The sequence below is a fragment of the Neobacillus sp. 204 genome (assembly GCF_046562815.1).
Taxonomy (GTDB): Bacteria; Bacillota; Bacilli; order Bacillales; family Cytobacillaceae; genus Neobacillus.
In genome coordinates, this window is record NZ_JBJORY010000005.1 from 1 (window position 1) to 26,263 (window position 26,263).

Sequence of the window (26,263 nt, forward strand, 5' to 3'; positions counted from 1 at the left end):
ATTATTTTTGTAGATTACCAGAAAAAAACCTACCTGGACCGAGCTCAAGCCTAACTTAGTCGAATGGCTGTTAAGCCATAAAAGAGGCTAGATATGATAAAATCAGCCTTTTTTCTACTCCATTTTTTAATAAGTTTTTGAAGCAAGCGTTTGGACAAAAATAGAAAACGCTTACTTAAAAAGTATTATCTCATTATCTTTATTTCTTATTAAGAGATTTAGTTATAGGTCTTTATGCTTATTTTTAGTAATAGTATAGGAGCCATTATTCACAATGCCAAAAAAAGACATAAACTCCAAATCTAATTAGGAGCTTATGTCTTTTTTATAATTTAAACACGATATACTCTTACTTCATATGGCTTTAAGGTATACTCATTAAGTGGTTCATGTTCAGAAACCTCATAGTTATTTAACAGCAATTGACTATATTCTAATGATACGCCCTGCCCCACTTTCATCTCAGTAGATTGAGTGGAAAGGTTAATGATTATGATGCCCCTCTCCCCATCCATTGTCCGAGTATAGGCATAAATCTGCGGATCTTCATCGAGCAACAAATCATACGTTCCATACGTAAACACTTCGATCGCCTTCTTCATTTGAATCATTTTCTTGTAAAAATTCAAGACAGAATTGGCGTCATTTTGCTGAGCTGCCACATTGATTTTCGTGTAATTCTGATTAACCTTCAACCATTGTTTTCCAGTGCTGAAACCAGCGTTTTTGTCTTCGGACCATTGCATTGGGGTACCGAGTTATCACGTCCTGATGCCCAGATAATTTCCATAATATCTTCGTGCGGTATCCCATCGGCCCGTTTCAAACGGTACATATTTTTCGCTGAAACATCATCATAATCATCAATCGAATGACTTTTGTGTGCCTTTACATTGTTTTTAGCTGGCTGCATGATAGTCTTTCAATCAATTTATGGGAAATGATAATGCGCTTGGTTGGTTCATTACTATTTTCAATCCTTTGAATTAAGTTCTTCGATGCTTGAAAGCCAAGATCAAAAATATTAATGTCAACAGATGTTAACGGCGGTTTCGACATTTCTGAAAGAAGTACGTTATTAAAGCTGACAATGGATATATCCTCTGGAACTCTGATTCCTAATTCATCAAGTGTATTCAGGACACCTAAAGCCATAAAGTCGTCAACAACAACAAGTGCAGTAGGAGGATTTTCTAGTGCCATTAGCTCTTGAACGGCTTCTTGACCCCCTTCCCGTAAAAATTCTTCATGAATAATATATTCATTTTTCATTTCAATTCCCGCATTTCTTAATGCCCGTTCATAACCAAGTAACCGCTCTACAGTTACCACAAGCTCAAGACTCCCACCGATAAAGGCAATTTGATGATGGCCTTGCATAATTAAATATTCGGTAGCTTCTTGCATGGCACGAAAATTATCATTATCAACATGTGTGATTTCCTCTACATTTTTATAAGGTTTTCCAATAAGGACAAAAGGAAAGTTTCTTCCTTTTAAATAGGAGATAACCTTATCTTCCACCTTGGATTTTAGTAATATCATGCCATCTACTCTTTTCCCCTGCACCATTTGAACGACTGCTTCAAGTGTTTCCTTTTCTGATTTTCCAGTTGTCATAAGCAAGGCGTATTTTTTTTCATGGGCTCCTTCACTAATTCCTTGTAATACGGTTGGGAAAAATGGATTCTGAAAAACGACATCTCCAGAACTCGGCATGACAAGCCCAATGGTTTGTGTCGATTGGCTGGCAAGGCTCCTTGCATTTAAGTTTGGATGGTACCCAAGTTCCTCCATTGCTTGATTTACTTTTCTTTTTGTTGCTTCACTTATTCGCGAACTATTGGCAATGACTCTTGAAACAGTTGACGGAGCAACATTCGCGTACCTCGCTACATCCTTAATTGTAACAGCTATGTTTAACACCCCTTTCAAAGGGAGTTTAATTTATATACCACATATTATTATAGTAAATAATAGATTTATTGGAAATAGGTGAGGCAGATGATCTGCCTCCCATTCCTCAAAGTATTAACCTTTTGTTCCGCCTGCTGTTAATCCAGAAACAAAATAGCGCTGGAATGACAAGAAAAGAATCGCGATCGGAACAGCAATTAGAACAGCACCTGCAGCAAAAGTGGTAAATTCAGCGCCGAACTGTTTGGCAACAAGATCATAAAGTCCAACAGCCAATGTGTAATTTTGTGGGGTTCTAAGTAAAATACTTGCAATAATGAAATCCCCAAACGGTGCTATGAAAGAGAATAATGCCACAACTGCAATAATCGGTTTTGCAAGCGGCATAATAATTTGCATAAAGATTCTTAAATGCCCTGCACCGTCAATTTTAGCTGATTCATCAAGTTCTTTTGGAATCGTGTCTAAATAACCCTTCATTAGCCATGTATTCATCGGAATTTGACCTCCGACATATACACAGATTAGACCTAAATGGGTATCAATTAAATGTGTAAGAGTCGCTAAAATGTAAATGGCAATTAATGCAGCAAAGTTCGGAATCATTTGCAAAACCAAAAAGGTCAGTAAGCCATTTTTTCTCCCGACAAACCGATAGCGGGAAAAAGAATAAGCCGTTAGACTTACAAAGATAACTGTAAATACCATGGTTAAAATACTCACTTTTAACGAATTAATATACCAAAAAACATAATTGCTCTTATCTATGTTAAAAAGTTCCTTGTAATGGGCCAGAGTTGCATTCTTTGGAATAATACTTGAGCCGGATAAACTCTGCCCTGGATTAAAGGATGACCCGATAATCCATGCCAAAGGATACAAAATAATGACGAACATAATCAGGATGACCAAATAAGTCAGTGCAAGTCTTATGAAATTCTGTCTTTTCATACTCATATTACATCATATCCTCTTCTTGGAATGATTTTGTTCTTCTAAACTGCCATAATGCAACTGATATAACGATCACAGATAAAAGCATTGTAAGCGTAGCTGCTTTTGAGTATTGCGCAGAAGTCATGGTCAAGCGGTAAATCCAAGAAATCAAAATATCTGTACCGCCAGCATTCTGCCCAATAATCGCAGGTCCACCTCCATTAAATAAATAGATCAAATTGAAATTGTTAAAATTGAATGTATATTGGGTAATTAAAACTGGTGCTGTTGCAAATAAAACGAGTGGTAAAGTAATATTTTTAAACTTTTGAAAATTAGAAGCACCATCAACGGTAGCCGCTTCATATAAATCCGCCGGAATCGATTGAAGAACGCCTGTTGTCATGGCAAAAATGAACGGGAACCCTAACCAAGTTTGAATGAAGATTAATGCTATCCTTGTGAAGGTGGGTTCAGTCATCCATGGAAGTCCCTCAATTCCGAAAAAACCAAGTATCTCCCGGTTAATGACACCGAAAGTTTCATTAAACATTCCTGCAAAAACAAGGATGGATACGAATGCCGGAACGGCCCAAGGCAGAATAAAAACGGTACGAATAATGGCTTTTCCTTTAACTTCTTTCTGATTAACAATAATCGCTAGGAAAATACCCAATGCTACCTGGAACGTAGTAGCAACGAATGTCCATACCAACGTCCAAGACAATACAGATAAGAAGGTTTGACGCCACATATCTACTTTAAAAATATCGATAAAGTTTTTAAATCCGACCCAATCCACTAGCTTTGCTGGAGGAGAATGATAAAGATCGTAGTTCGTAAATGCTAGTAAGACGACGAAAATAATAGGAAAAATAACCACAAATACTAAAAGTAAAAATCCTGGAGACATGATTAAGTAAGGAAACCCATGATCAATAAGGTTACGGTATTGTTCCTTTACTGTGGTAATGGATTCATTAGTATCACGTTTTTTCCCTATATGATAAGCATCACGCAAATTAAACAAGTAGAAACCAAGACCAAAAACGAGAACAATAATCGCTAAAATCCCATAAACTAGAAGGAAAACAGAATGATCTATTTGAGGAATCTCTCCCAAAGTCACTAATCCCCATAATCCAATGTTTAATAAATCGATAAAAACATAGATAAATGCGGCACTCAATACGAGAAAGGAGACTCCTTTCAAAGTTTGTTTATTATAAATCTGCCCTAACCCTGGAATGATCGAAAGTATCAGTGCTTTCTTTCGGTAACTGTTTGAATAGGATAATTCGTTAGACATCCTACACTCCCCTTTCATAATGACATTTATATGCTCAGATGCTTTATCAAGAAAAAAATATTTTTATCTTCATAAAGCATCTAAACCATTTTCTACTCTACATATAGTTGTTTTAATAGATAGCAGTACCTCAAAAGCTGAGGTACTGCTTGTCAAAATTTACTTAGTTGATTCGATGTTTGCTTTAATTTGTTCAACTGCAGAGTCAAGTGCGGCTTTTGGTTCTGCTTTACCAGTAACAACTGTTTGCAATGAATCAGCCATTGGCTTCCAAACTTGGCCCATTTCAGGGATGTTTGGCATTGGAACAGCGTATTGAGATTGCTCAGCAACCGCTTTTGCACCTTCATTATCCTTAATTACTGGATCATCCAATAAAGCTTTATTTGTTGGAACTTCAGAAGTTTGTTCAAAACGGTATTTCGAGTTTTCATCATTTGTGATGAATTCTATGAATCTAGTTGCCCATTCTTGATTTTTAGAAAAAGCAGATACATGCCATCCTTTAACACCCATAAATGTTTTTACATGCTCACCGTTAGGAAGTGTAGGAAGTGCTGCCATACCAATATTAATTCCTGCATCTGTGTATGGTTTAAATGACCAAGGTCCGTTCATAACAGAAGCAACCTTTCCTTCTGTGAAAAGTCCATCCATAGCCGATCCGCCATTTTCACCGATAATACCTTTCGGGAATAAGCCTTCCTTGTACCATTTTTGGATGTATTCAGTACCTTCAACAGCGCCATCGTTATTTAAACCGATGTCTGCTGGATCAAGTGTTCCATTATTATTTTTGAAAACATATCCACCCATACCACCGATGAGGCCGTGAGCAAAGTAAAAGTTATCCCAAAGAGCTAAGAAACCGTAATTTTCACCTTTTGTGTTTTCTTTAGCGAAAGTGTAAAGGTCTTCCATTGTCTTAGGAACTTCTTTCATTAAATCTTTATTGTAAACGAAAACAGGTGTTTCAGAGGACTTTGGAAGTCCGTATAGTTTGCCATCATATGTTTGTGCATCGATAGAAGGTTGTGAGAATGTGTCTGTAACCTTGCTATCAACTTTAAGTTCCGCAAGAAGTCCTTCAGTTGCAACTTGGCCAATTTGGTCATGTGGCAATGTAACAATGTCTGGACCTGTGCCTGCAGGACCGTCAAGGCGTAATTGATCGCGTTGTTTAGTTGCCATTTCTACTTCTTTGTACTCAATTTTAATTCCATATTCCTTTTCAAAATCAGCGGCAACCTTTTCTAGCCATCCAGATTTGTCTTTATCTTCCCAAACTACAAGTTTTTCTGGTTTTGCTGCTGTTTCTTCCTTTTTGCCCGTGTCTTTGGTGCTGGAGTCGTCTCTCTTTGGCCCGCAGGCAGCAAGAACACCTAGCATTAAGATGATCATCATGAAGATCGAAAGTGCTTTTTTCATTTTTTCCCCTCCTATAAAATGTAGGAATAATTTTTGATGTGACAAACCGCCTTCTAAACATAAATATAAACCGCTTACATTTGCGAAATCGGTTGCACAACTCTCTTTCATTATATTGCATATATTAAATTTTACAACTAGTATATTAAATTTTATTTTCCGTTTTGTAATGTAATCGTAATATTTTATTAAGTATTGACAGTGGTATCTAAGTAAAATAACCTTATCATATCATATAAAAAGGCAGGTGCAGACTAAATTGTTTAAAGAAGCGATCTATCATCGACCAAAAGATAATTATGCATACGTTTGCGCAAATGGAACATTACATATTCGAATTCGTACAAAGAAAAACGATATAGTAGAAGTGAAGCTCGTTCATGGTGACCCATATGATTGGAGTGAAAAACAATGGATGACCACAACTGCGGTAATGAAAAAGAGCGGTTCCGACCAATTATTTGATTACTGGTTTGTATCGATCATCCCTCCTTTCAAAAGGCTGCGATACGGTTTTATTTTGAATGATGGATCAGAGTCAATCTGCTTTACAGAGAAAGGATACTATCCGGAGCCTCCTTTAGATGACACAGCCTATTATTTTTGCTTTCCATTTATTAACAATGTAGATATATTCCGTGCTCCAGCATGGGTGAGAAATACAGTTTGGTACCAAATTTTCCTAGACAGGTTTGCAAACGGAAATAAAGACAAAGATCCTGAAGATGTACTACCATGGGGCAGTACGGATCCTACACCAACTAATTTTTTCGGCGGAGATATCGAAGGAGTTATCCAAAATATTACTTACCTGAAAGAACTGGGTATTAGTGGAATTTACTTTACTCCTATTTTTAAAGCCTACTCAAACCATAAGTACGATACGATTGACTACATGGAAATCGACCCACAATTTGGAACTAAGGAGACGTTTAAAAAATTAATAGAAGTCTGCCATAAAAATGGCATTAAAGTTATGTTGGATGCTGTGTTTAACCATTGCGGATTTAATTTTCCTTTTTTTCAGGATATACTAAAAAATGGGGACAATTCACGTTTTAAAGATTGGTTCCACACTCATGAGTTTCCATTAGTTACCAAACCAAAGCCGAATTATGATACCTTTGCCTTTACACCTTTTATGCCGAAACTAAATACGGAAAATCCTGAAGTGAAGGAATATTTATTAAAAGTAGCCCGATACTGGGTAAAAGAGTTTAATATTGATGGCTGGAGACTTGATGTTGCCAATGAAGTAGACCACGCTTTTTGGCGTGAATTCCGTAAAGAAGTAAAGGCAATCAAGCCAGAATTATATATCCTCGGGGAAATTTGGCATGATTCAATGCCTTGGCTACGCGGTGATCAATTTGATGCAGTCATGAATTATCCTTTTACAACCAATATTCTTAACCTATTTGCAAAACAAACCATTACAGTGAAAGAATTCGTTGAAAATATGACAACTGTTCTTCATATGTATCCAAAAAATATCAATGACGTTGCCTTTAATTTAGTTGGCAGCCACGATACACCACGAATTTTAACAGAATGTGGTGAGGATATTGAAAGATTAAAGCAAGTCTATACTCTTTTGCTTACTTTTAGTGGAACACCGTGTATTTATTATGGAGATGAAATTGGCATGACAGGCGAACAGGACCCTGGATGCCGCAAATGTATGGAGTGGGATATCACCAAACATAATCGCGAGCTTTTCGAGCATGTTCAAAAATTAATCCAAGTACGGGGAGAAAATCCATTGCTTGCAAATGATGGAGAGCTTTCTTTTATTGATCCTGAATATCACGATACTTGTCTGGCATATTTGAAATCAGATGGCTTAAAGACGAACATCGTTATTTTGAATACAGGAAACCAAAAGGTGAGCTATACTCTTCCGTTTCAATTGGGTGGAAAAACCTTTAAAAATCTTTGGAGTAATAAAGAAATCGCTTTTTCGGGCGATGAGCTGACGTTCAAGTTAGATAGTTATGGTTTTACTATTTTGGAATTTTAATAATATAAAACATATTTTACCACTGTGATATTCAGTAAACCAATTATTTTTTTATTTCACCGTTTTTCTCAGGGGTTTGATAAACACATGAAAGGACTGACCGTTTGGAGCGGCCAGTCCTTTCATGTTGGGTGTCAGGTACCCTTATTTATGACGAATTTCCGTTTTTGGATGTAGAGTAGCCTGATGGATAGGGCTATTCCTGCGGCGAGCAAGCCGATGGTTAGGCCGAGCCAGTAGCCTCTTGCTCCCAAATTCGTGTAATGGGCAAGTAAATATCCTGCTGGAAGGCAGATGAGCCAATAGGCGATTAAAGTCATAATAAAGGCAAGGTTGACGTCCTTATAGCCTCTTAAGGCTGCTTGTGCCGTCGCTTGAATGGCATCACAAATTTGGAAAAATAGCGCAAAGATTAAAAAGTTTGCTGTAAGATTTATAACGTTGGTTTCATTCGAATAAAAACCGGCAACTTCATAGCGGAAAATCACGACGAATAATCCAGTGACAACGGCAATCAAAATCGCCAGATAAACCCCCAACCAGCTATATTGTTTCGCATCTTTATAGCGCCGAGCCCCTACCTCATACCCGACAAGGACCGTTTGTGCCGTCGAAATACTAATCGGGATCATGTACAAAAAGGAAACGATATTTAAAGCAGATTGATAAGCAGCAATTGTTGTGACATTAAACTTACTTAATAGAATAGTAACCACCGCAAACATACTTGTTTCAAAGAAAGTAGAAAGGCCCATAGGCACACCAATCTTTAATATTTCTTTACATTTGTCCCACGAAAATTCCTTGAAATCAGCGAAAATTGAATATGATGAGAATGGTTCTTGAGTTCTGACAATAAACACAGTCATCCCCATAATCCCCCAATAGGTTATCGAGGTTGCATACCCAGCTCCTGCTCCACCAAGCTCTGGAAAACCTAGGTTCCCAAAAATAAGCACATAGTTCAAAAAGAAATTAGCTGGCAACGACAAAAGCATGATGATCATAATAACCCGTGTTTTACCAAGTGCATAAATAAATGATCTTAGTACATTAAATATAAATAAAGGTAGAATTCCATAGCTGAGTCCTACTAGATAATGAAAAGCAGTTTCTTGAACACTAGGATTCAAATTCATTTTATCTAAAATGGGATCTAACAAAAAGAACCCGAAGAGGATAACTACTAGTGCAATCAAAATGGAGAGATAAATTCCATGCTTCACAATTGATGCAACTTCATTACTCTTTTTTTCACCAAAGCGCTGAGCGGCAATGGGTGAAACAGCTAGGAGAATCCCACTGATTCCCATAAATATAGGACTCCAAATGGAGGAGCCAATCGCCACACCAGCTAATGCGGTCGAGTTGTACTTTCCAGACATAATCGTATTAAAAAACACCATCGAAAACATGCCGAGCTGTGTAATTAAGATCGGAATTAACAAAATAAATATTTGCTTTGTCTTTTCCTTTAAAGTAAAGGTTTGATTCATAATAGGTTCTCCTTGAGAAATAAAAATCCGAAACTTCATTATACTCTATATTGGTTTATTATTCCTCAACTAAATTTTTTCTGATTACTAGTTGTTGTTGTTCAATGGCGTATACACAATCTGCGACACGCTCGAAAAACATTCGGTCATGTGATACGAAAACGACTGTCCCTTCATATGCCTTTATAAATCGCTCTAATGCTTCAATACAAAAAACATCCAAGAAATTTGTCGGCTCGTCTAAAATTAGCACATTGTATCTCCCCAGAAACTGTTGACACAATACTAGACGAATCGCTTCTCCACCACTTAAATGGTGGACATTCTTGTTAAAATCATTTCCTGTAAAATTCATAGAGTGTAGGACGGAACGAATTTTACTTTCATTGTAGTTTGATCTTTCTTTCATATATTCAAGTACCGTTTCATCTTTTTCAAATTGATAATCCATTTGTTCATACGTTCCGATGACAGCTTTTGGAGATATGACCATACCTTCTCCTCGGCTTAAAATATGGTGAAGAAAAGTTGTTTTTCCTGATCCATTACTTCCGGTAATAACAATGGTTTTGCCTAACGGAAATTGAAAACTTGCTTCTTTGAGAAGCATTTTATCACCGACTTTTAAGGTTACCCGCTCGCCCATGATTGGATATTTATTGTGCAACGTGAGTGATGGAGATTGATGAAAACGAAGTGGATTCTCTTCCTTGGGAGCCTCTACACTCTTTAGTTGTTCCACTCTATGTTCAATCGCTTTTGCTGCACGTTGAACTGCCTTTTGGCTTGTATCTTTTGATTTTGTCATGAACATTTTATTTGCTTTTGCTTTCGTTTCCTTTTTTGATTTATGTCCATTTGCTTGAGTAATTTTATCAGCCTTTTTCATTTTTTCCTCTGCGGCTTGTAAAAGACGTGTCTTTTCTTTTATATATTTCTCATGCTGTTCTTGTTGTTGCTTTCGCTGAAGCTCTTTATGTGCTGTGAAATCTGAATAGTTTCCTGTGTACTCTGTTATGCACCCATCTTCGATTTCCCAAATTTTCGTGACCAGCTTATCTAAAACATAACGGTCATGACTGACAAGTACGAGTGCTCCATAATAATAAGTCAATTCTTCTATAAAAAATCGTGTGCCAGCTTCGTCAAGGTGTGTTGTTGGCTCATCAATCAATAAGCCTTCATGATAGCTTGAAAAAATCTGTGCTAACTTCAGCCTTGTTTGTTCACCACCACTAAAGTTTTCAATTTCGGTTTGCGGGATTGATAACTTTCCCATTAACTCATAATCTATTTCTCTTTCAACTGGTGATGCTAATTGATCGAAATAAGCAAAATCCGCAAACCGTTTTACATGCCCTTTCTCAGGCTTGATTTGACCTTCCATAAGTTTCAATAGCGTACTTTTGCCAGATCCGTTCTTTCCAACAACTCCAATACGATCAAACTGATGTACTGCTAGTCGCGGGATATTTATCACTACTCTATCTAAAAATGAGAGTTCTATATTTTCTAATTCAAGACATACTTTTTCCATTATTCATTACCTCGCTTTTTACAAATTTTTTCTTTTCATTATTTATTCAATCCGATTAAAATATCTAAATCGATTGTGATCTCTGAAGATCCCCGATTAACAAATGCATCAATATGTGCTTGATCTGAAGTCCAAGCCAGAGGAGACATTTGAACTAAATTCTCCAGTTCTGCTTTATTTAACTTTTTAGTAAAACATAAGTTAATAACATCTGAGAGATAGAAATGTTTTTTGAAAAGGGACACTGTATCATCATTTTTATAGACCTTTTTTTCAAAGTCATCGAAAAGTGCTTCTCGTAGTTCTTTTAAATAATTGGAACGAGGTACCACTTTAATTACGAGACCATTTGGAACTAAAATCCTTTTAAATTCCTTGTAATTTGAAGGCGAAAAGATATTAAGAATGACATGAAACGATTGATCCTCTAATGGTGATTTTGCTAAATCACCCACAAGCCAAATCGGGTCTTTATATTTCTTAGCAGCCATGACAATGCCTTCTTTTGAAATATCTAAACCAACCCCTGTCATTATTCCATTCATGCATTTGTCTAGAATTCTTTGTAAATGTGAACCTTCACCGCAACCTGCATCAAGAATCAAAAATGGAAAAATAGAAACACCCATATGTTCCTTTATCACTTTTGAAATCTTCTCATGCAGCGATGCATATAGGTTACTTTCCATAATGATTTTTTGCCTTGCTTCAAACAACTTGTTATTGAAATGACTACTAGATGGATGTGTCATCAAGTTTACATATCCTTGTTTCGCAAAATCGAATGTATGGTTGTTCGAACACTTTAAGCTTTTTAAATCAGCAACCTTCAACGATCCTTCACAGTGAGGGCATCTAAAAGCTGCCACAAATTCAATAAATACTTCAACACTTTTTAATTTATTGGTCATGTTCTCTCTTCCTTTCCAAATAAAAAATCACAGGCAGTCTGCCTGTGATTTAGAGTAAAGGGAAAAAGACCCATTCTTATTAGATTAGCGGCCATTAGGAGCCGTCAGCAAATAAACCTTCCTTTCGTTTAACAAAAGAAGGAAAATTAGACATAAATAAAGAAAGGCAGAACGATCCGCCTTTCTAAGCATTACATATTTTTGATACTATCAAAATTTACTCCTTGCAAATCGATAGTATAAGAAAACACATCATAATTTGTTAAAATGGACAAATTACATGTTTTTCTAATATGAAATGAAGATTATTAAAAAAGGACAGACTGATCCCGTTTACTCTGTATTTACAAAACAGAGCCTTTGAACGTATTCAATTACTGGTTCAAAGTTGGGAATCGTAGTCTCATAAAATGTGTCATTTTTTAATAATCCTCCATAAAATTAATAAATACAATGATTATGATAGCCTCTCTTTAATAAAAAGTCAAAGGTGAATTTAAACATCTAACTAAAGAGGAAAGAGGAATTGTCATTCATTCCTCTTTCCTCTATAAGAACCTACCCTCGATCAATACTTGATTTCATAAATAATCGTCTATCTTTGTATACAATTACAAAAACTACAGCAAGTATAACTCCTGACAGAAAAAAAACACTCCGCACACCTAGGTAATCGGATAATAATCCCATTATTAGTGAGGCAATACCGAATGCCCCTGTTGAAATCGTACCAAAAGACGTATAAACCGTTGCTAATTGATCTTTCGGAATACTTGTTTGGGTGATTGTTTGTTGAGGAATATTTTTCAACTGCCCAAAAAGACCGATTAGAGCGGATAAAATCAAAGCAATCATAGGAAAACTGATTATACTGAACAGAATTGTTAAAACACATGTCAAAAGGATCCCTGTAATGATAAAAACATATCGTTTTCGTTCTACAAATTGAGGGAATTTAACACATAATATACTTCCAATAACTAATCCGATGAAAAACGAACTGTTAATAAATCCCCACCATTGCTCCTGTGAATTTAATGCCTCTTTTACATAGACAATTAATATAGCTGCGATCCACACGGAGTTGGCAATAGACTCAAAAAATTCCATTTTAGCCATACATTTTAATACAGGTGTAGCATTAATCGTTTGCCAGCCTTGTGTTAATTGAGCCCACTTTTTTTGTTGTTTTTCTGCTTTATGTTCCACATTTTTTAACCAACTTAATATAAAGCTAGATAGAACAAATAGCACAGTAACAAGCCACATTAATTGGTTGGGATTGAACACAATTAAGATCAAGCTCCCAAAAAACCAGGTACCAATTTGAATGGATTGTGTAATGGTTTCTGCCATTCCATTTGCTTGTATTAAGTGTTCCTTCTCCACATAATAAGGAATTAATGTCTGACGAATTGGGTTCGCACATCCATCCAGGAAAGCGATAGCTGCTATGATAATAAAAATAAAGTAATAATTTGATAAATCTAAGCCTGCCATCAATAATAAACTTAAACCAAATAAAATAATTGTTTTTCCAACCTGTGAACCAACCAACAGTTTTTTTAAATTATATTTTCCAATTAAAAGCGGTGTTAAGATGCTTGATATAAACATAGCAAAAGTAATTATAAATGGAACGAACGCTGATGCAGTAGCAGACTTCGTTAATTGATATATAAAACTAATCACACCGACAATGTACAACACATCGCCGATATTGGCGAGTGACTGACCAAGCATTAGAAGAAGAAAATTACGATTTGTTTTCAAGATTATCCCCCATTTTCATAATTATTTATTTGAAATGAGGGACAACTTAAATCGGATTGCTAACCATATATACTGAGCTCCTTTTTAAAAACGCAATGAGATAAAGTCTTAGGGGGACAGCAAGATTTATCTTTATTGCATCAGAATAATTTTATATAAGTCTTTTATATTGTTAACAACTGAAAACTAAATTGAACTCATTCACATTACTTACACCTAAAGTATATCAGTTTTTCAAGAAAGACTTAATAATTTTCTTGAACCGACCAAGCCCATTTAGTAGGACGAATTAGTGATTTTCTTTTTCGTATTTATTTCTGCTAAACTACTTTACTAATGATTTAGCCTGACACTCTAACGAAGATCCTTGCTAGCTAGAGAACAAACTCTACTTCTTTTTTAAATTAACCCCGAGTTATAAAATTTAGTCTTTCATTATCTGAATTTAGTAATAGGAATGTGAAAGTGTAGTATCAAAAAAGCAGTACATATAAAACAAAGTGTCCATGCCCACATTGGCTTCGTATGATGTAGGCGTAAACCAATAAACATGAAAACCCAGACCAAACATGACCACCCAAAATTCCAACCATGGTGGTAGGATATTAGATTTGTAAACATAAAAACACTTTCAATTATTACCTCCAAAATAACCCAGATGGCTATATACACTACCTGTCTATACCATTTTGAATGATATGGGTATCTTGATAGATAAATTAAGATTATTTGGGGAAAACCTGTAAATGTTATCATAAAATCAGCTATTGTATGGTTTGGAATAATTAATGCACCATGAAAAGTCCATAATGGGTATTCGTGCATAAGATTGGAAATAAAAAAGTCTACGCTTATTATAAAAAGGATGGTTGGATAGAATTTCTTCCAATTTCTCCAATCACTTAAACGCCAAGTTCCAATCAAATACATAAAGGGAAGCATTAACCTTAGGTACGAAGCAAATGTGTAAAACATTAAATTTCCCCCAAATAACAAAGATAGATTTAGTTATAACCCAACATGTAAATTTTTATGAAGTTAATTCAAGAGATTTTGGACATGTATTAAGGGGATTTCAACCACAATGTTGGCCATACCTGAAAAGGCGGTGTCGGAGGTTGTATTAATGATGGAGCTTCCTGCACGAAGATGGGGCAAAGCGGCTTTCGTCATATCAAAAAAAGAAATAAAATTGGTTTGGAATATATTCATCAGTTGCTCTTTAGTAATATCCATAATATTGTTTTGATGAAATTGTACACCGTGATTGTTGACTAGTATATCCAATCGTCCATATGTTTTTATCGTTGTTTCCACAACAAAGTGACAGTTTTCTTCCTGTCTTAAATCTGCAGCTATGGGCAAACATTGACGGCTTTTTTAGTTAAAAAAAACGCCAACACGCAAAATGCTGACGCAATGTCCTGTGTTTTATATCCCAAAATACTGTTTCAATAGTTCTTTAAATCTCACGTTGTCAATTTCCTCTTTTGTGACTATTCCATCAATCCATTGTGTAAATGAGGTATTTGTTAATGTTAAATTTCCTCCAGTTGTAAGTCGTGTAATTAAAGGATTTTTGTTAAATGGAGATTCTTGGTGTTCAACGATAATTGTTTGGATCTCATTTAATTCCGATACATCGTTTATAAGCTTCTTGGAATCGAAGGCATATCCTATTTTCCAAGCTGTATCCTTATGTATCAATTTCATTTCAAGAACATAGTCTCCATGATCACTATTCACTTTTTTAATCCGAAATTCTCCATTATTAGAGGTAACGACCTCGCCGGTTAAAGGAACAGGTTTTAAAGGTAAATTCCCTCCAAAGCCCGTATCTATTAAGTACGTTTGTTCCTCGTGAGTTATAAGAATCGTTACATGAGTTCTTCCAAGTGTTAGGTACTCTTGAGTAGCATTTTCGTAAATAACCCCTCGTGCTAGGACTGCGTTAAAACCATTTTCGATTAAGAAGAAATAGAAAATCGAATTTAATTCATAACAAAGACCACCCTCCTTTTTTACTAGTATTTTGTTGATTAAGTTGTCTTTAGTGATATCACTTGTTTTATTTTCAATAATGCATAAATTTTCAAAAGGAATGTTTTTTGCTGTTTTTTCAAGAACGATATTTAATTGTTCAAATGTAATTTCCTCGTTTTCTGGAATACCGATTCTTTTTCGAAATAAAACATTTAGCTCACTCACTAATAATTCCTCCAATAATAGTTCTTTTTAAATTCAGAAAAATGTCTACTTTGGATTTGTTTTGTTCTTTTGATAGATAGCAAGATTATTTGTATCACCTACAGGTGTAAACACACAACAGTGTACATTTTCTTCCCCATTGATTTGAAAGAAAGAGACAATACGATAGTGAATAATACTTTCTCCATCTAATGATCGTATAGACAAACTCACATCTGACTTCTGCTTTAGAGGATAATCTTTCCAACAAGCTGCAAACTCCAGAGATTGTTCCAATAATTCTTCTGCAAATGCCTGAAACCATGGATCATCATGGTTTTGGTCATAGTAACCTCGAAATACTCCCACCGTATATTGAGCGAACTCCTCCCAATTTACAATCTGTTTTCGTACATCTTTGTTCATAAAAATAAGCCATGTCAAATTGCGTTGTTTCTCATCTTTGCTTGCAAAATCCACTGGGAAGATGAGAGAATACCACTCGTTCCATGTGACGATATTCGTCCGGAAATCAACCACAAAAGTAGGGTAAGGGATACTATCGATAACCAGTTGCAACTCCCGATTAATTACTCGCTCAATTGGCTGAGTAGTTGTAAAAACAGGATAACCTGCTAATCGGAAAATATGCCGTTGTTCTTCTTCGTTTAACTGTAAGGTGTTCGCAATACTAGCTAATACCTCTCTCGATACGTTTACATCGCGTCCTTGCTCCAACCATGTATACCAAGTGTTACTGACTCCTGATAGATAAGCTACCTCTTCTCGACGAAGACCAGGTATTCTTCTTTTTCTCATTCCAGTCGAAACATACAGCCCATCAGGAGAAATTTTTGCGCGTCTTGACTTTAAAAACTCACCGAGCACTTTTAAATTTCTGTTTCCCATCCAAATTTCTCTCCTTAAAGTGTTACTGATAATACTATTATAACGAAAACCTCGTAATGATATTGGAAGCTATTAGAATAAAGTCATAGAAATGAAAATAAACAACTCAAATGCCTAGTAATTATCAGGCAAAGCGAAAGGGGAAAGAAAAAAAATGAAGGCAATTATCATTCCACAATTTGGAGAAGCATCCGTACTTACACAGAAAGAAGTAGTAACTCCACAACCTGGGATTGGTGAAGTAACAATTGATGTTGCTTATGCAGGTGTTAACTATGCGGAGGTATTATTTCGTAAAGGTGTTGTAGAGGATTTAGCGCTTCCATTTGTTCCGGGAATTGAGGTATCTGGAACAATTCGAGAAATTGGTGAAGGAGTAACAGGAGTAAGAGTAGGTCAACCTGTTGCAGCTCTAACGATTGTAAATGGAGGTGGATATGCAGAGGTAGTGAAAGTGAGTGCTGATTTGGTTATACCGTTGGATCAAGAAACAAAAACTGTAGATATGCGAGTAGCAGCAGCATATCCATCCAATGTAACGACCGCGATGATGATTTTATCCAGTAGTGTGGCACATTTACAAAAAGGAGAAACGGTACTGGTACATGCTGCCGCTGGTGGAGTAGGAAGTGCGATCGGGCAAATGGCCCGTGCCCTTGGAGCAGGTAGGGTGATTGGAGTGGTAGGAAGCAAACAAAAAGTAGAATATGCCAAAAGTTTAGGCTATGACGAAGTTTATTTACAAGATGAATACTCACAAATTATTGCAGGGAGTGGTATAGATATTGTCATTGATCAAGTAGGTGGAGAAGCCAGAACAACAGGATTATCTCTCTTGTCCCCATTAGGACGATTGGTTGTCATGGGCAATGCAAGTGAAGCACCAGACGTTACCCCATCTGCGAATGAACTTTGGTTTAGTAATAAAGCAATCCTTGGATTTAATCTACAGTTACTAAGTGTGTACCATCCAAAAATCGTTGCACAAGCAGCACGAAAAGCCCTTTCTTATGTGGCAAGTAGAGAAGTGAAGGTAGATATAACAGAAGTACTTGATTTATCTAAAGTAGCAAAAGCGCATGATAGTATCGAAAATCGGACATCCAAGGGAAAAATAGTGCTTCGGATGAAATAATTGTTTAGTAAAGAACTTTTTTACCATTAAAAATCAGTTACAGATACAAAAAATAATAAATCACGAATTAATCATTGGTCAAAAAATAGCTAGGAAGCCTCCCAAGCACATTACCTTATTGAGCGTTTATTAAACAAGGGATGTAAGCTTGGGAGTTATAAATATCCATTTACTAAGCGGATCCATTGTGGGTTCGCTTTTGTTTTTTGGGAAAATTGCATCTCTTATAACCATATCGTGGTGACCTATGCGATACCCTTTATTACCTTTTGGAGTCTAATAATAGTTAAAATATTCTTGCTGCTTGCCTTGCTTTATATAACCCTTCTTCAATAATCACTTTACTTCGATCAGGGAATTGATTATGCCCTTGAATAACGATCGTTGTAATATCGGTAATACCGAATACCCTTAAATGATTTTCTACAAAGCTTACTGCCATTTCAGAGGGGTTACCTTGACTATAAACCCCGCCTCTAGCATTTAATAAAGCCACTTTTTTATGGGGTAATAAACCAACCGGACCTTCAGCTGTATATTTAAATGTTTTGCGCGGATGATGCAAATAATCAAGATATGTGTGCAACACGGCAGGAACGGTCAAGTTCCAAAGCGGGAAGGCCATGACCACTTTATCAGCGGCTAAAAACTGGTCCAGGTGCTTTGTAACAATATCATGTACCGTTTTTTCCTCTGAAGTGAGCTCCATTCCTTGAGAAGATTTATAATTTCCCCTAATCATTACATCATCTAAATAAGGCAGTGTTTCATGGAATAAATCGAGTTCAATCACTGTTTCATTTGAATGTGAGACCCGATAGCTTTCCAAAAAGGCAGCATACATTTTACCAGTAATTGACCCTTGGCGATTGTTGGCTTTTACAAATAAACTGGTTGTCATTTCATTCTCCTCCTATTTTGTACAAGTCATCTAAAGCAATTTTTCATTTAAACTTTCAGTATTACTCCTATCTCTTCGACCAAAAAGAAAATAGTAAAATATGAAAATACCAACATGTAATGCAGCTAAAACAAGAAAGATATTGCTGTAAATGAAGCTTTTTGGATAGATATTTGCTGGGTTCCAATGGACACCGGAACCAAGATCCACCACCTTGCCGTAAATCCCTGAAGCCATTCCCCCTGCAATAAAATTAAGCATCGTTAATAATCCCATTCCCACCCCAGCCTGCCTCCTTTGCATAGTCATAGAAACAGAATTGGATAAGGCAATCATCATAAAGGTTTGCCCTACATTACCAAAAATTAAAAAGGTAGCAATGTATACTAGAGAAATTCCAGTGAAGGTAGAGATTAAAATAAAACATGTCAGTAACAAACCTGAGGCCATAAAAAAGAGAGACGAATTCCCTTTCCGGTCTGCCAACATACCCCCTATTCTCCCAAGAATGGCAGAGGCTGCTGCAGCTGGCACCATGACCATACCGATCAAGTTGGGTTCCAGATGGTGTACTCGTGATAAAAGTAATGGAATAAGAAAATAAAGGGAAAATCCAATCCCACTAGAAAGAAAAGCAATTGTTAGCCCGATAGTATAGCGTTTATTTTTAAAGAGCTCAGGGGGAACAAAAGGATCAGAAACGGAACGAATTCGTCTTATGAACAGCACTATAGCAACCAAAGTGAAAATAAGGAACAACCACTTTCCATTTGTAACCCCTATTAACAGAAAGGTTACTGAAGCTGCTAACAAACTGGCACCTATCCAGTCAAGGTTTCCTTGAGCCCTTTGCTCATCACTTAAATTTTTTCGATAAAAAGGCAGTGTGATTAGGAGGAAGAGTGGGATACAGAATAACCAACGCCAATTGGCAACACTTACAATGAATGCAGAAATTACGGGACCAAGAGCACTGCCTATGGATAAACCTACGAATGCCATTGCGGTAGCTGATCCTCTCCGTTCGGGAGAAAAGTATATCACTGGAATAAGCATCGCCGTTGCCGGTATTACAGCAGCTCCTATTGCCTGCAGGCACCTTCCTACAAGCACCATTGAGAAAGTTTGGGAAACGAGGCCAATCAGGGACCCGAAAGCAAAAAACAACAATCCAAACGTTAACAAATTTTTGAGCTTGTATCGGTCTGCCAGCTTTCCGTAAACCACCGTTCCAATCCCATAAATGAACGCGTAGGATGAAGTGACCCAGCTTACCTGAGCAGTAGTAAGATTAAACGCTTCACTAATCTCGGGAAGGATAAAGTTAAACATCAATACACTCATTGAAGACAGAACAAGAGTGAACATCACAATCGGCATCAATTTATCTCCTGTTTGGGGTGGAACTTTCTTTTCCATTGCTTACCCTCCTTTCGTTATATTTTTTGAAAAAAAATTCTTATAACATCTAATTGAACTTCTTAAGTCTGTCTGTACTGACTGACATTTGTTTTTAAAAAAGACTAGGGGGTTAAAGCCCTAGTAAAAACCTGAACACTTTCCCTAATAAATTTCTCCAGTGAAATGGATGAAAAGTTATCGTAGGATTCCAGATCGTTCATAAATGCTCCAAAATTCATCATCATAAACGACCATGCTTGCACTTCCGGATCAGTTTGAATTAATTTCCCTTTTTCGTGCATAACCGTAAAATAATTCTTCAAAATTCCCATTAACTGACGCGGGGACTTATGTGTAATTTCTCGTAACCCTGGCAAATTCCCTTCCTCTTTAATGCTGATCATAATCATTTTCCGATTACGATTCATAATTTCATGATAGGTTCGGCTGATCAGCAGCAAATCAGTTTGTAAATCCCAAACAAGTTTCTCATTAAAAATTTTGGTCATCTCTTCAGCATAATGATAACGATCAAATGCCATGTCAAGAAGGTTACGTTTACTTCCAAAGTGCCGAAACAAAGTTTTTTCGCTCAATCCAGCAACAGCGGCAATTTCCTGTGTAGTTACACCATTGTATCCTTTCTCTGCTATCAGATCGATTGCAGCCAGCAGCATCCTGTCAGCACTTCCCAATATATTGATGTTCTTCATGCTTTAACCCCTTTTTCAAAAAAACGATAGTCAGTACTCCCTGTCATTCTTATGATATTCCATTATATGTATAATGTCAAAAGAAACTTTCTTAAAATTCTACAACAAGCAAGTTAAGGAAAAATCCATTACTGTGTAAATAGAAAAAATCACCTTATGTATTATTTTAAGGTGTTTTTTTATGAGATGAATTATTAGACTCATTGTGAAACAAGAAAAAAGGCTGCCGCAGTAACCCAATCTTTACTTCTTGTACCTCAGGTTTTACTCTACTTTTTAGTTCTATTATGCTAGTTAAAGTAGTAGCATTAACTTCTTTATTTGCAATTATAAAGCTATTCAAGACTCTTTCAAATAATCATCTGAATCCATTTCCCCATATCAGCATGAAAAAGGATTTACCAATCCCACGTTATATAGATTTAGAAACACCAATTACAATCTAATTTTATAACAAATTAGGGGGTGGTCCGCGCCCCCCATTATATTGGAAAAAAATAAAAAACCCCTTAAAAATATTTGACTAAATCCTTTATGGACTTTTTAACAAATCACTTTATTTACTTAGGTTGGTTGACAAGTGCTTGTCGGTCATCTGCTTGAGGTGGTTCTTCTAGCCAAGCATGTTTAATCAATATATTTGCACCATCTTCCGCATACATAGCAATTTCCACCGAAAGACGAGTATACATTGCACTTAAATCCATTCTTTCACAAGTTCCGGCAGCGGTGCCATAATTCCCAATTCCTACCGCAATCATTCCAGTTGTATGAAACATCATCAATTTATCTGAAAAAGGTGCAACTGTACTATCCAACACATGTGAATCCCAAGACATAGGGGCAGGTACATCACTGTCTGTTAATGCTGTACTAAATTTTTTCATATGCTTACTGGCAATCCCTTTTCCTTCTTCAAAAAATCGCTTTACGTCTTCACCTTTACCAACCTGTGCAAATGCCATCATCATTGCTTTACCTAATGCGTTCGTTTGTATGTTAATAAAAAGATGAGTAATTTCAATTGCCGTTAATGGACGTTTTGCTTTTCCAAAAAAATCAAATAAAAATCTTTGCTTAGATATAAAATGAACCTTGTCGGGATTAGAAATGTATGGTGGCCTTATATAAGTACCTTTCGATAATGAAACTTTCCTTGCCATATCGTGTAATTCTGTACCTTCCATTAGTATCTTTTGAAAGAACTCACTTATGTCTTCACGTGCACAAACCGCAGTTCCTACTACTGCACCCGCCATTCCAATAACAGTCATGTTTTGTATATAATATAACATGAACATATCGGTAAATAATCTTGGTGCATTTACATTTACGTCATCATCCGTAAATCCAACGGGTATTGGGATTTTTTCATTTGTAAATAAGTCTTTAGTTTTTTGAATATGCCTTTCAGATAAACTTAAAGCAAATTCAATAACAGGAAGTATTTCCTTATCCTCACATATGTTCTTAAAGTATTTTAAAACACAAATCGCCAAAGTATCATTTTCGTACTGTGTCCAAAGAAAACCCATTTCCGAAGCTGTTAAACGAATATTATGTTCGCTCATCACTTTTTCATCATTTGGAATCGTCACTATAAATTTTCCTCCTTAAATTTTAAACACATAATCCTCATATTTTTAGGATTATTTATACACCAAGAATTATTCATAATGTTGAATATCATCTTATAAAATTAAGAAGGGATTTTTCATTTCTTTTTAGAAAATTACAGGAAATTTCAACAAGGTTTTTATCCATCTTTGTCAAATATTTACGTAAGTTCTATAAAGAGAGGAAAGTGAAGAATGAAACGTCAAAGAACCCTTTTTATAATTAAAGATTTGATATTTGAAGTCCAGAAACCAGAAATTACTAAAGCAAATTAAAGTAACAGAGATAAAAATTGAAAATGAGGAATATAAAGTGTTGCGAAATAAATTCGATGAAGATGTTTTTAATATAGAAAAAAAACCTGAAGGCTGGTTTATAACTGAAAAGGAGTAAGTCCCTCTTGAATATTTAATTTTACCTCGGTCACGTATAACCTTAATTATCAACTCGGTATTATTCAAGAACAAATATTCTCTATTTATAAGCTATGTTAAATAATATGGTTGATTTTCAATAAAAAGAGGAGACTCTACTTGGAGCTCCCCTTTTTCTCCTATTCAAATGCTTTGGCAGTCTAAATTAAATCTTCTTTAGACAATTCCTTATCGGATTGTTGACCATAATAAATTAAAGAGTATTCTAAATTGTTTTCTTTCCTTCTCAAAATTTGCGCTTTTTCTTCATTTACAGCATATTGACCTTCATATCTTCATATCGACTGTTAGACTATCTGAGGCTAAGCACTACATAAAATTTACCGACTATATATTAATCGTTAGTTCCTAATACATCTGTATTTGGAGGTTCATATCCCATCTGACGTATCATAGCTACAATTTGTCCCTTGTGGTGAAATTCGTGAGTTATCGTATGCATTACTAATTTACCAGGGGTAAATGTTACAATTTCTGTTTCATCTCTCCAAGGAATCTTTCTTTGAATCGGCTCAGATAATTGCTTTCCATATAATTTAAATACCTCATTCACAAACGAATCAACCTGTTCAAATCGTATTTTTATATCTTCCAGTCTCAAATTCTGTCGTTCATCCTTCGGGGTAATTGGCTTCTTTGTTTTTAATAAAACAAATGAGCCAAGCCACGCAATATAACAATCTGCTATGTGAATCAATGAGTCTCGCACACTTTCCCATCCGTATCCATTTTGGCGAGTAAAATCATAATGATTAAGTTCTTTACAATAGTCTAGCAGCGTTAATCGTGTCTGACGAACCCATTCATATTCCTTTTGATTTAAAATCATCGGTATCCCCACTTTCTGATATAGAGTTTCCCCTTATCATTGGTCTGGCAACTTATTTAAATTTGCCTATATACTTATTCCGATTATATTATTCTATAATTGACCAGAAAATTCCTTTTCCAAGGGGGAATGCATTAATGGTTTTATTAAACTATTTCAAGCCAATATTTTCTATTTGTACAAATTCTTCAACAAATTTCCACTTTTACTTTAAGTGAAATTCGCTCAATTCTTCGGGATTTAACAAGTGTTTTTTTGTAAATAATAAGATTGTTAAACAATAAATTGAGGAGGGCTTTTATGCAACAGGATCAACAAGCTAAAGAGAATTTGGGTTCTATTACGAAACCAGAATTTGCCGGAACTGATGCACAAAAGGTAAAAAAAGAAATTCAAAGAGATGTAAGTGAAGGACAAGGTGCAATGACTTCTCGAGAGGCAGGAGCAATGCAAGATTAAAAAACCACTCAGAGTGGTTTTTTATTTTTTTGCTTCAAATTAACCACTTAACATCTCTAATTTCGATTTGGATGTAGATACTGCAAATTTAATGATTAAGACGGTTGGTTTGAAAGATCACCTCAAAAAATAGAACATCATTGGCCCGTGTTACTTAATCGTTCCCATCCCGCCAATAGTTACACGTACCTTGACGTTTACATCAGCCTTCGAAAAGGCTTTTCCCCATTGATTTTGGACTTTTTTCCACTCTGGATTCGTATAGGCTCTTGCATAAATCCCAAATCCAAACGGGTCAATGGTGGCGGTTTGCGTTTTCTTTATTAAGCGCTCGAAATCGGCTTGCAGTTTCGTTTCTATACTCTTTTGCAGTTTCGCTGTGTCCTTCCTTACATTGAACGGAAAAAGCCGTTCTGTAATCGCAATTCTCATTTTTACGTCTGTGTCAAAAATAAAATGACCGTCATACCTTACCTTTGTTTTTACCTTGACGTTCGGCGTACTAAAGCTGATCCAATGTTTATCCCGTCCATTCGATTCCAAAGGGACTGAAATGGTAAATGGGAAATCACCTTTTGTTTTATCCTGCAGGATGCGTAATAATTTGTTTTCATGCGGTTTTATGGTTAACTTATATCTGCTCTGTTCATCCAGCAGAGCCGTGCCGGTCAACATGATTTTGTGGTCCTTTTTCATTTCGGTGATGCTTGCTGTCATCCCTTTTTCCGTCGTTTGCTCATGAAATTCTTGAATGGTGGTTTTTACAGTGACATTTCTTCTGTATGCCGTATCCACTAAATTTGCCAAATACAAAGGTAGACGTGGCTTGTCTTTTGGCCTAAAAAAAATGACGTCTGAAACAGATCCGTCTACGGCGACAACTCTTGTAGTTACCGTATTTTTGGGGTCCCGGTAAAAGGGATCGATATAATCAATCCAATTTTTTCGTTTTAGCAGCTTCTTCCCGATTAAGATTAATTGCGTTTTGCTTCCCGAAGTTAAAGCCATTACCGTCATATCAAACAGTTCCCTGGAATCTCGAACCGTAACAGCTTTCACCTCGACCTTCTCCTCTTTTACCTTTGCTTCTTTATTAAACACCGGACTTGACATGTACACCACTAAATGGTCATCCTCATCCAAGTCTAAACCTAGGATGAGTGACAGAGTGACATCTTCAACATTCATTTGGTCCACGCATCCGGTCATCATCATAGCCACAAGTGATAGGCAAAGTAGTATCTTCCTTTTCATTGGCTTACCCTCCGACGGAACTTTTCATATATCCAGCTATAGATCCATAAAAAGGGAGGAGCTACGAATGCTAATTGCAGCCCTCCTTTGGCAACCCATTGCTGCCACTTTTCCGATTCCATCCAAGTAGGATCACGCCAAAAGACCAATCCAATAATGATTAATAATAAAATAATGACGTGCTGGCTGTGATCCTGTTTTCCAAGCAATTGACTAGAACAAAAGGCAGCAAGGAATACGCAAGGCATCCAGGATGTGGAAACAACAATCAGATATACAGCCAATAAAACCATGTCAAAACGCTCCAAAAAACGAAACTCAATTAGTTTAAGTAAATTCAATACGGGCTGATTAAATTCGATAATCCCATCGGGGCTAAAATAGACATAGCAGACAATCGTAACAAATACATAAAACAACATCGTTAAGGTGTTCGCAATCGTGATTCCGAGAACCGCATGTTGCTTTTTTTGTAAAAAGGGGTACAAGAAGAACGCAACTTCAAATCCCAAAAAGGAAAAAACAGTGGTCGGCACAGCGGATAATACTGGTTCCCACCCTTCCTTTAGAATTGGAAGAAGGTGTAGCCAATTTCCATCCCTTAGCGGTACCAAGAAAAACAGAGGAATCCACATCACCATGTAAAAAGACAGCTCGGAGTATCTGCCTAAAACGCGAACCCCGTTACGGACTACAACAAAGGTAGGAATCGAAAATAACAGTAAAATGATGTAATTTGGGGTTTTAGGCAGAAACCATGCTTTGATATATAGACAGCCATTCACAAGAACGGCCCAAGCGTAAAAAGCAAAGTACATCATGTAAACGATGACGACGGCTTTTCCTATTATTTTTCCAAATAGTCGTATAAGAATTTCGAAAAGAGTGTCATCAGGGTATCTTTCCGACGTTTTAACTAAAAAAATGCTGGCAGCCACTGAGGAGACCCAGCCAATTAGTATAGCGATCCAGCCGTCGGTACCTGCTTTTTCCGCAAGTATACGCGGGAGGGATAGGACCCCAGTTCCCACCTGTGTTCCACTAATCAAAAAAATATACTGCATTAGAGTGATTTCATTATAGGCATATTTTTTCAT

The 26,263-nt window shown here is 36.3% G+C and carries 25 protein-coding genes; 3 read left to right on the top strand and 22 right to left on the bottom strand.

From position 1 onward, the window contains the following. Positions 1 to 332: 332 nt before the first annotated feature. From ACJ004_RS11375 to ACJ004_RS11400, 6 genes are all read right to left on the bottom strand, one after another. A complete protein-coding gene (locus ACJ004_RS11375; RefSeq protein ID WP_410893085.1) occupies positions 333 to 695 on the bottom strand; it encodes an alpha-glucosidase C-terminal domain-containing protein in 363 nt (120 codons plus the stop codon). Next, complete coding sequence (locus ACJ004_RS11380; protein ID WP_410893086.1) at positions 692 to 913, bottom strand: hypothetical protein; 222 nt, start codon at positions 911 to 913, stop codon at positions 692 to 694. Before ACJ004_RS11380 ends, ACJ004_RS11375 begins: the two co-directional genes overlap by 4 nt. Next, complete coding sequence (locus tag ACJ004_RS11385) at positions 889 to 1,917, bottom strand: LacI family DNA-binding transcriptional regulator (protein WP_410893484.1); 1,029 nt, start codon at positions 1,915 to 1,917, stop codon at positions 889 to 891. Before ACJ004_RS11385 ends, ACJ004_RS11380 begins: the two co-directional genes overlap by 25 nt. A 114-nt stretch (positions 1,918 to 2,031) precedes the next feature. Next, positions 2,032 to 2,874 (bottom strand): sugar ABC transporter permease, encoded by an 843-nt coding sequence (locus ACJ004_RS11390; RefSeq protein ID WP_410893087.1) that lies wholly within the window; start codon positions 2,872 to 2,874, stop codon positions 2,032 to 2,034. A gap of 1 nt (position 2,875) precedes the next feature. Beyond that, complete coding sequence (locus ACJ004_RS11395; protein ID WP_410893088.1) at positions 2,876 to 4,162, bottom strand: carbohydrate ABC transporter permease; 1,287 nt, start codon at positions 4,160 to 4,162, stop codon at positions 2,876 to 2,878. A 159-nt stretch (positions 4,163 to 4,321) separates the two neighbouring features. Further along, positions 4,322 to 5,590 carry an extracellular solute-binding protein gene (locus tag ACJ004_RS11400; RefSeq protein WP_410893089.1) on the bottom strand — a complete coding sequence of 423 codons (1,269 nt, stop codon included), beginning with the start codon at positions 5,588 to 5,590 and terminating at the stop codon, positions 4,322 to 4,324. 259 nt (positions 5,591 to 5,849) lie between these two features. On the opposite strand from ACJ004_RS11400, the gene ACJ004_RS11405 reads away from it, so the two are divergent. Continuing rightward, on the top strand, positions 5,850 to 7,610 hold the full coding sequence (locus tag ACJ004_RS11405; protein WP_410893090.1) for a glycoside hydrolase family 13 protein: 1,761 nt from the start codon (positions 5,850 to 5,852) through the stop codon (positions 7,608 to 7,610). Between the two features lie 134 nt (positions 7,611 to 7,744). Here the strand turns inward: ACJ004_RS11405 and ACJ004_RS11410 are convergent, their stop codons facing one another. The 9 genes from ACJ004_RS11410 to ACJ004_RS11450 form a co-directional block, all read right to left on the bottom strand. After that, the gene (locus ACJ004_RS11410) at positions 7,745 to 9,106 is read right to left on the bottom strand and encodes an MATE family efflux transporter (protein ID WP_410893091.1); all 1,362 of its coding nucleotides are present in this window, start codon (positions 9,104 to 9,106) and stop codon (positions 7,745 to 7,747) included. A 58-nt stretch (positions 9,107 to 9,164) separates the two neighbouring features. Beyond that, positions 9,165 to 10,643, bottom strand: coding sequence for an Msr family ABC-F type ribosomal protection protein (locus ACJ004_RS11415; protein ID WP_410893092.1), 1,479 nt, complete (start codon positions 10,641 to 10,643; stop codon positions 9,165 to 9,167). Between the two features lie 38 nt (positions 10,644 to 10,681). Then, positions 10,682 to 11,554, bottom strand: coding sequence for a putative RNA methyltransferase (locus tag ACJ004_RS11420; protein WP_410893093.1), 873 nt, complete (start codon positions 11,552 to 11,554; stop codon positions 10,682 to 10,684). A gap of 374 nt (positions 11,555 to 11,928) precedes the next feature. After that, positions 11,929 to 11,973, bottom strand: coding sequence for an erythromycin resistance leader peptide (locus ACJ004_RS11425; protein WP_115648277.1), 45 nt, complete (start codon positions 11,971 to 11,973; stop codon positions 11,929 to 11,931). Between the two features lie 139 nt (positions 11,974 to 12,112). Then, positions 12,113 to 13,327 carry an MFS transporter gene (locus ACJ004_RS11430; RefSeq protein ID WP_410893094.1) on the bottom strand — a complete coding sequence of 405 codons (1,215 nt, stop codon included), beginning with the start codon at positions 13,325 to 13,327 and terminating at the stop codon, positions 12,113 to 12,115. Between the two features lie 435 nt (positions 13,328 to 13,762). Next, on the bottom strand, positions 13,763 to 14,302 hold the full coding sequence (locus ACJ004_RS11435; protein ID WP_410893095.1) for a CBO0543 family protein: 540 nt from the start codon (positions 14,300 to 14,302) through the stop codon (positions 13,763 to 13,765). Positions 14,303 to 14,365: 63 nt separating this feature from the next. After that, positions 14,366 to 14,692 (bottom strand): SDR family oxidoreductase, encoded by a 327-nt coding sequence (locus tag ACJ004_RS11440; protein ID WP_410893096.1) that lies wholly within the window; start codon positions 14,690 to 14,692, stop codon positions 14,366 to 14,368. A 66-nt stretch (positions 14,693 to 14,758) separates the two neighbouring features. Beyond that, on the bottom strand, positions 14,759 to 15,535 hold the full coding sequence (locus ACJ004_RS11445; RefSeq protein WP_410893097.1) for an arylamine N-acetyltransferase family protein: 777 nt from the start codon (positions 15,533 to 15,535) through the stop codon (positions 14,759 to 14,761). A gap of 45 nt (positions 15,536 to 15,580) precedes the next feature. After that, entirely contained in the window at positions 15,581 to 16,423 is an 843-nt protein-coding gene (locus ACJ004_RS11450; protein WP_410893098.1) for a helix-turn-helix transcriptional regulator, read from the bottom strand. A 154-nt stretch (positions 16,424 to 16,577) separates the two neighbouring features. Between ACJ004_RS11450 and ACJ004_RS11455 the strand changes: the two genes are divergently transcribed. After that, positions 16,578 to 17,558: a quinone oxidoreductase family protein gene (locus ACJ004_RS11455; RefSeq protein ID WP_410893099.1), complete on the top strand. Its 981-nt coding sequence runs from the start codon at positions 16,578 to 16,580 to the stop codon at positions 17,556 to 17,558. Positions 17,559 to 17,844: 286 nt separating this feature from the next. Here ACJ004_RS11455 and ACJ004_RS11460 read toward each other — a convergent pair whose 3' ends face one another. The 5 genes from ACJ004_RS11460 to ACJ004_RS11480 form a co-directional block, all read right to left on the bottom strand. After that, positions 17,845 to 18,459 carry an FMN-dependent NADH-azoreductase gene (locus ACJ004_RS11460; protein WP_410893100.1) on the bottom strand — a complete coding sequence of 205 codons (615 nt, stop codon included), beginning with the start codon at positions 18,457 to 18,459 and terminating at the stop codon, positions 17,845 to 17,847. A gap of 30 nt (positions 18,460 to 18,489) precedes the next feature. Next, a complete protein-coding gene (locus tag ACJ004_RS11465; protein WP_410893101.1) occupies positions 18,490 to 19,878 on the bottom strand; it encodes an MFS transporter in 1,389 nt (462 codons plus the stop codon). A gap of 104 nt (positions 19,879 to 19,982) precedes the next feature. Continuing rightward, complete coding sequence (locus tag ACJ004_RS11470) at positions 19,983 to 20,573, bottom strand: TetR/AcrR family transcriptional regulator (protein WP_410893102.1); 591 nt, start codon at positions 20,571 to 20,573, stop codon at positions 19,983 to 19,985. A 560-nt stretch (positions 20,574 to 21,133) separates the two neighbouring features. Further along, positions 21,134 to 22,171: a DUF3231 family protein gene (locus ACJ004_RS11475; RefSeq protein ID WP_410893103.1), complete on the bottom strand. Its 1,038-nt coding sequence runs from the start codon at positions 22,169 to 22,171 to the stop codon at positions 21,134 to 21,136. A 787-nt stretch (positions 22,172 to 22,958) separates the two neighbouring features. Continuing rightward, positions 22,959 to 23,453 (bottom strand): DinB family protein, encoded by a 495-nt coding sequence (locus tag ACJ004_RS11480; protein ID WP_410893104.1) that lies wholly within the window; start codon positions 23,451 to 23,453, stop codon positions 22,959 to 22,961. Positions 23,454 to 23,753: 300 nt separating this feature from the next. Here ACJ004_RS11480 and ACJ004_RS11485 point away from each other — a divergent pair, with 300 nt between their 5' ends. Continuing rightward, positions 23,754 to 23,912: a hypothetical protein gene (locus tag ACJ004_RS11485; RefSeq protein WP_410893105.1), complete on the top strand. Its 159-nt coding sequence runs from the start codon at positions 23,754 to 23,756 to the stop codon at positions 23,910 to 23,912. 150 nt (positions 23,913 to 24,062) lie between these two features. On the opposite strand, the gene ACJ004_RS11490 is transcribed toward ACJ004_RS11485, so the two are convergent. Both ACJ004_RS11490 and ACJ004_RS11495 read right to left on the bottom strand, forming a co-directional pair. Further along, a complete protein-coding gene (locus ACJ004_RS11490; RefSeq protein ID WP_410893106.1) occupies positions 24,063 to 25,166 on the bottom strand; it encodes a Ger(x)C family spore germination protein in 1,104 nt (367 codons plus the stop codon). Further along, entirely contained in the window at positions 25,163 to 26,263 is a 1,101-nt protein-coding gene (locus ACJ004_RS11495) for a GerAB/ArcD/ProY family transporter (RefSeq protein WP_410893107.1), read from the bottom strand. The genes ACJ004_RS11490 and ACJ004_RS11495 overlap by 4 nt, the downstream gene beginning before the upstream one ends.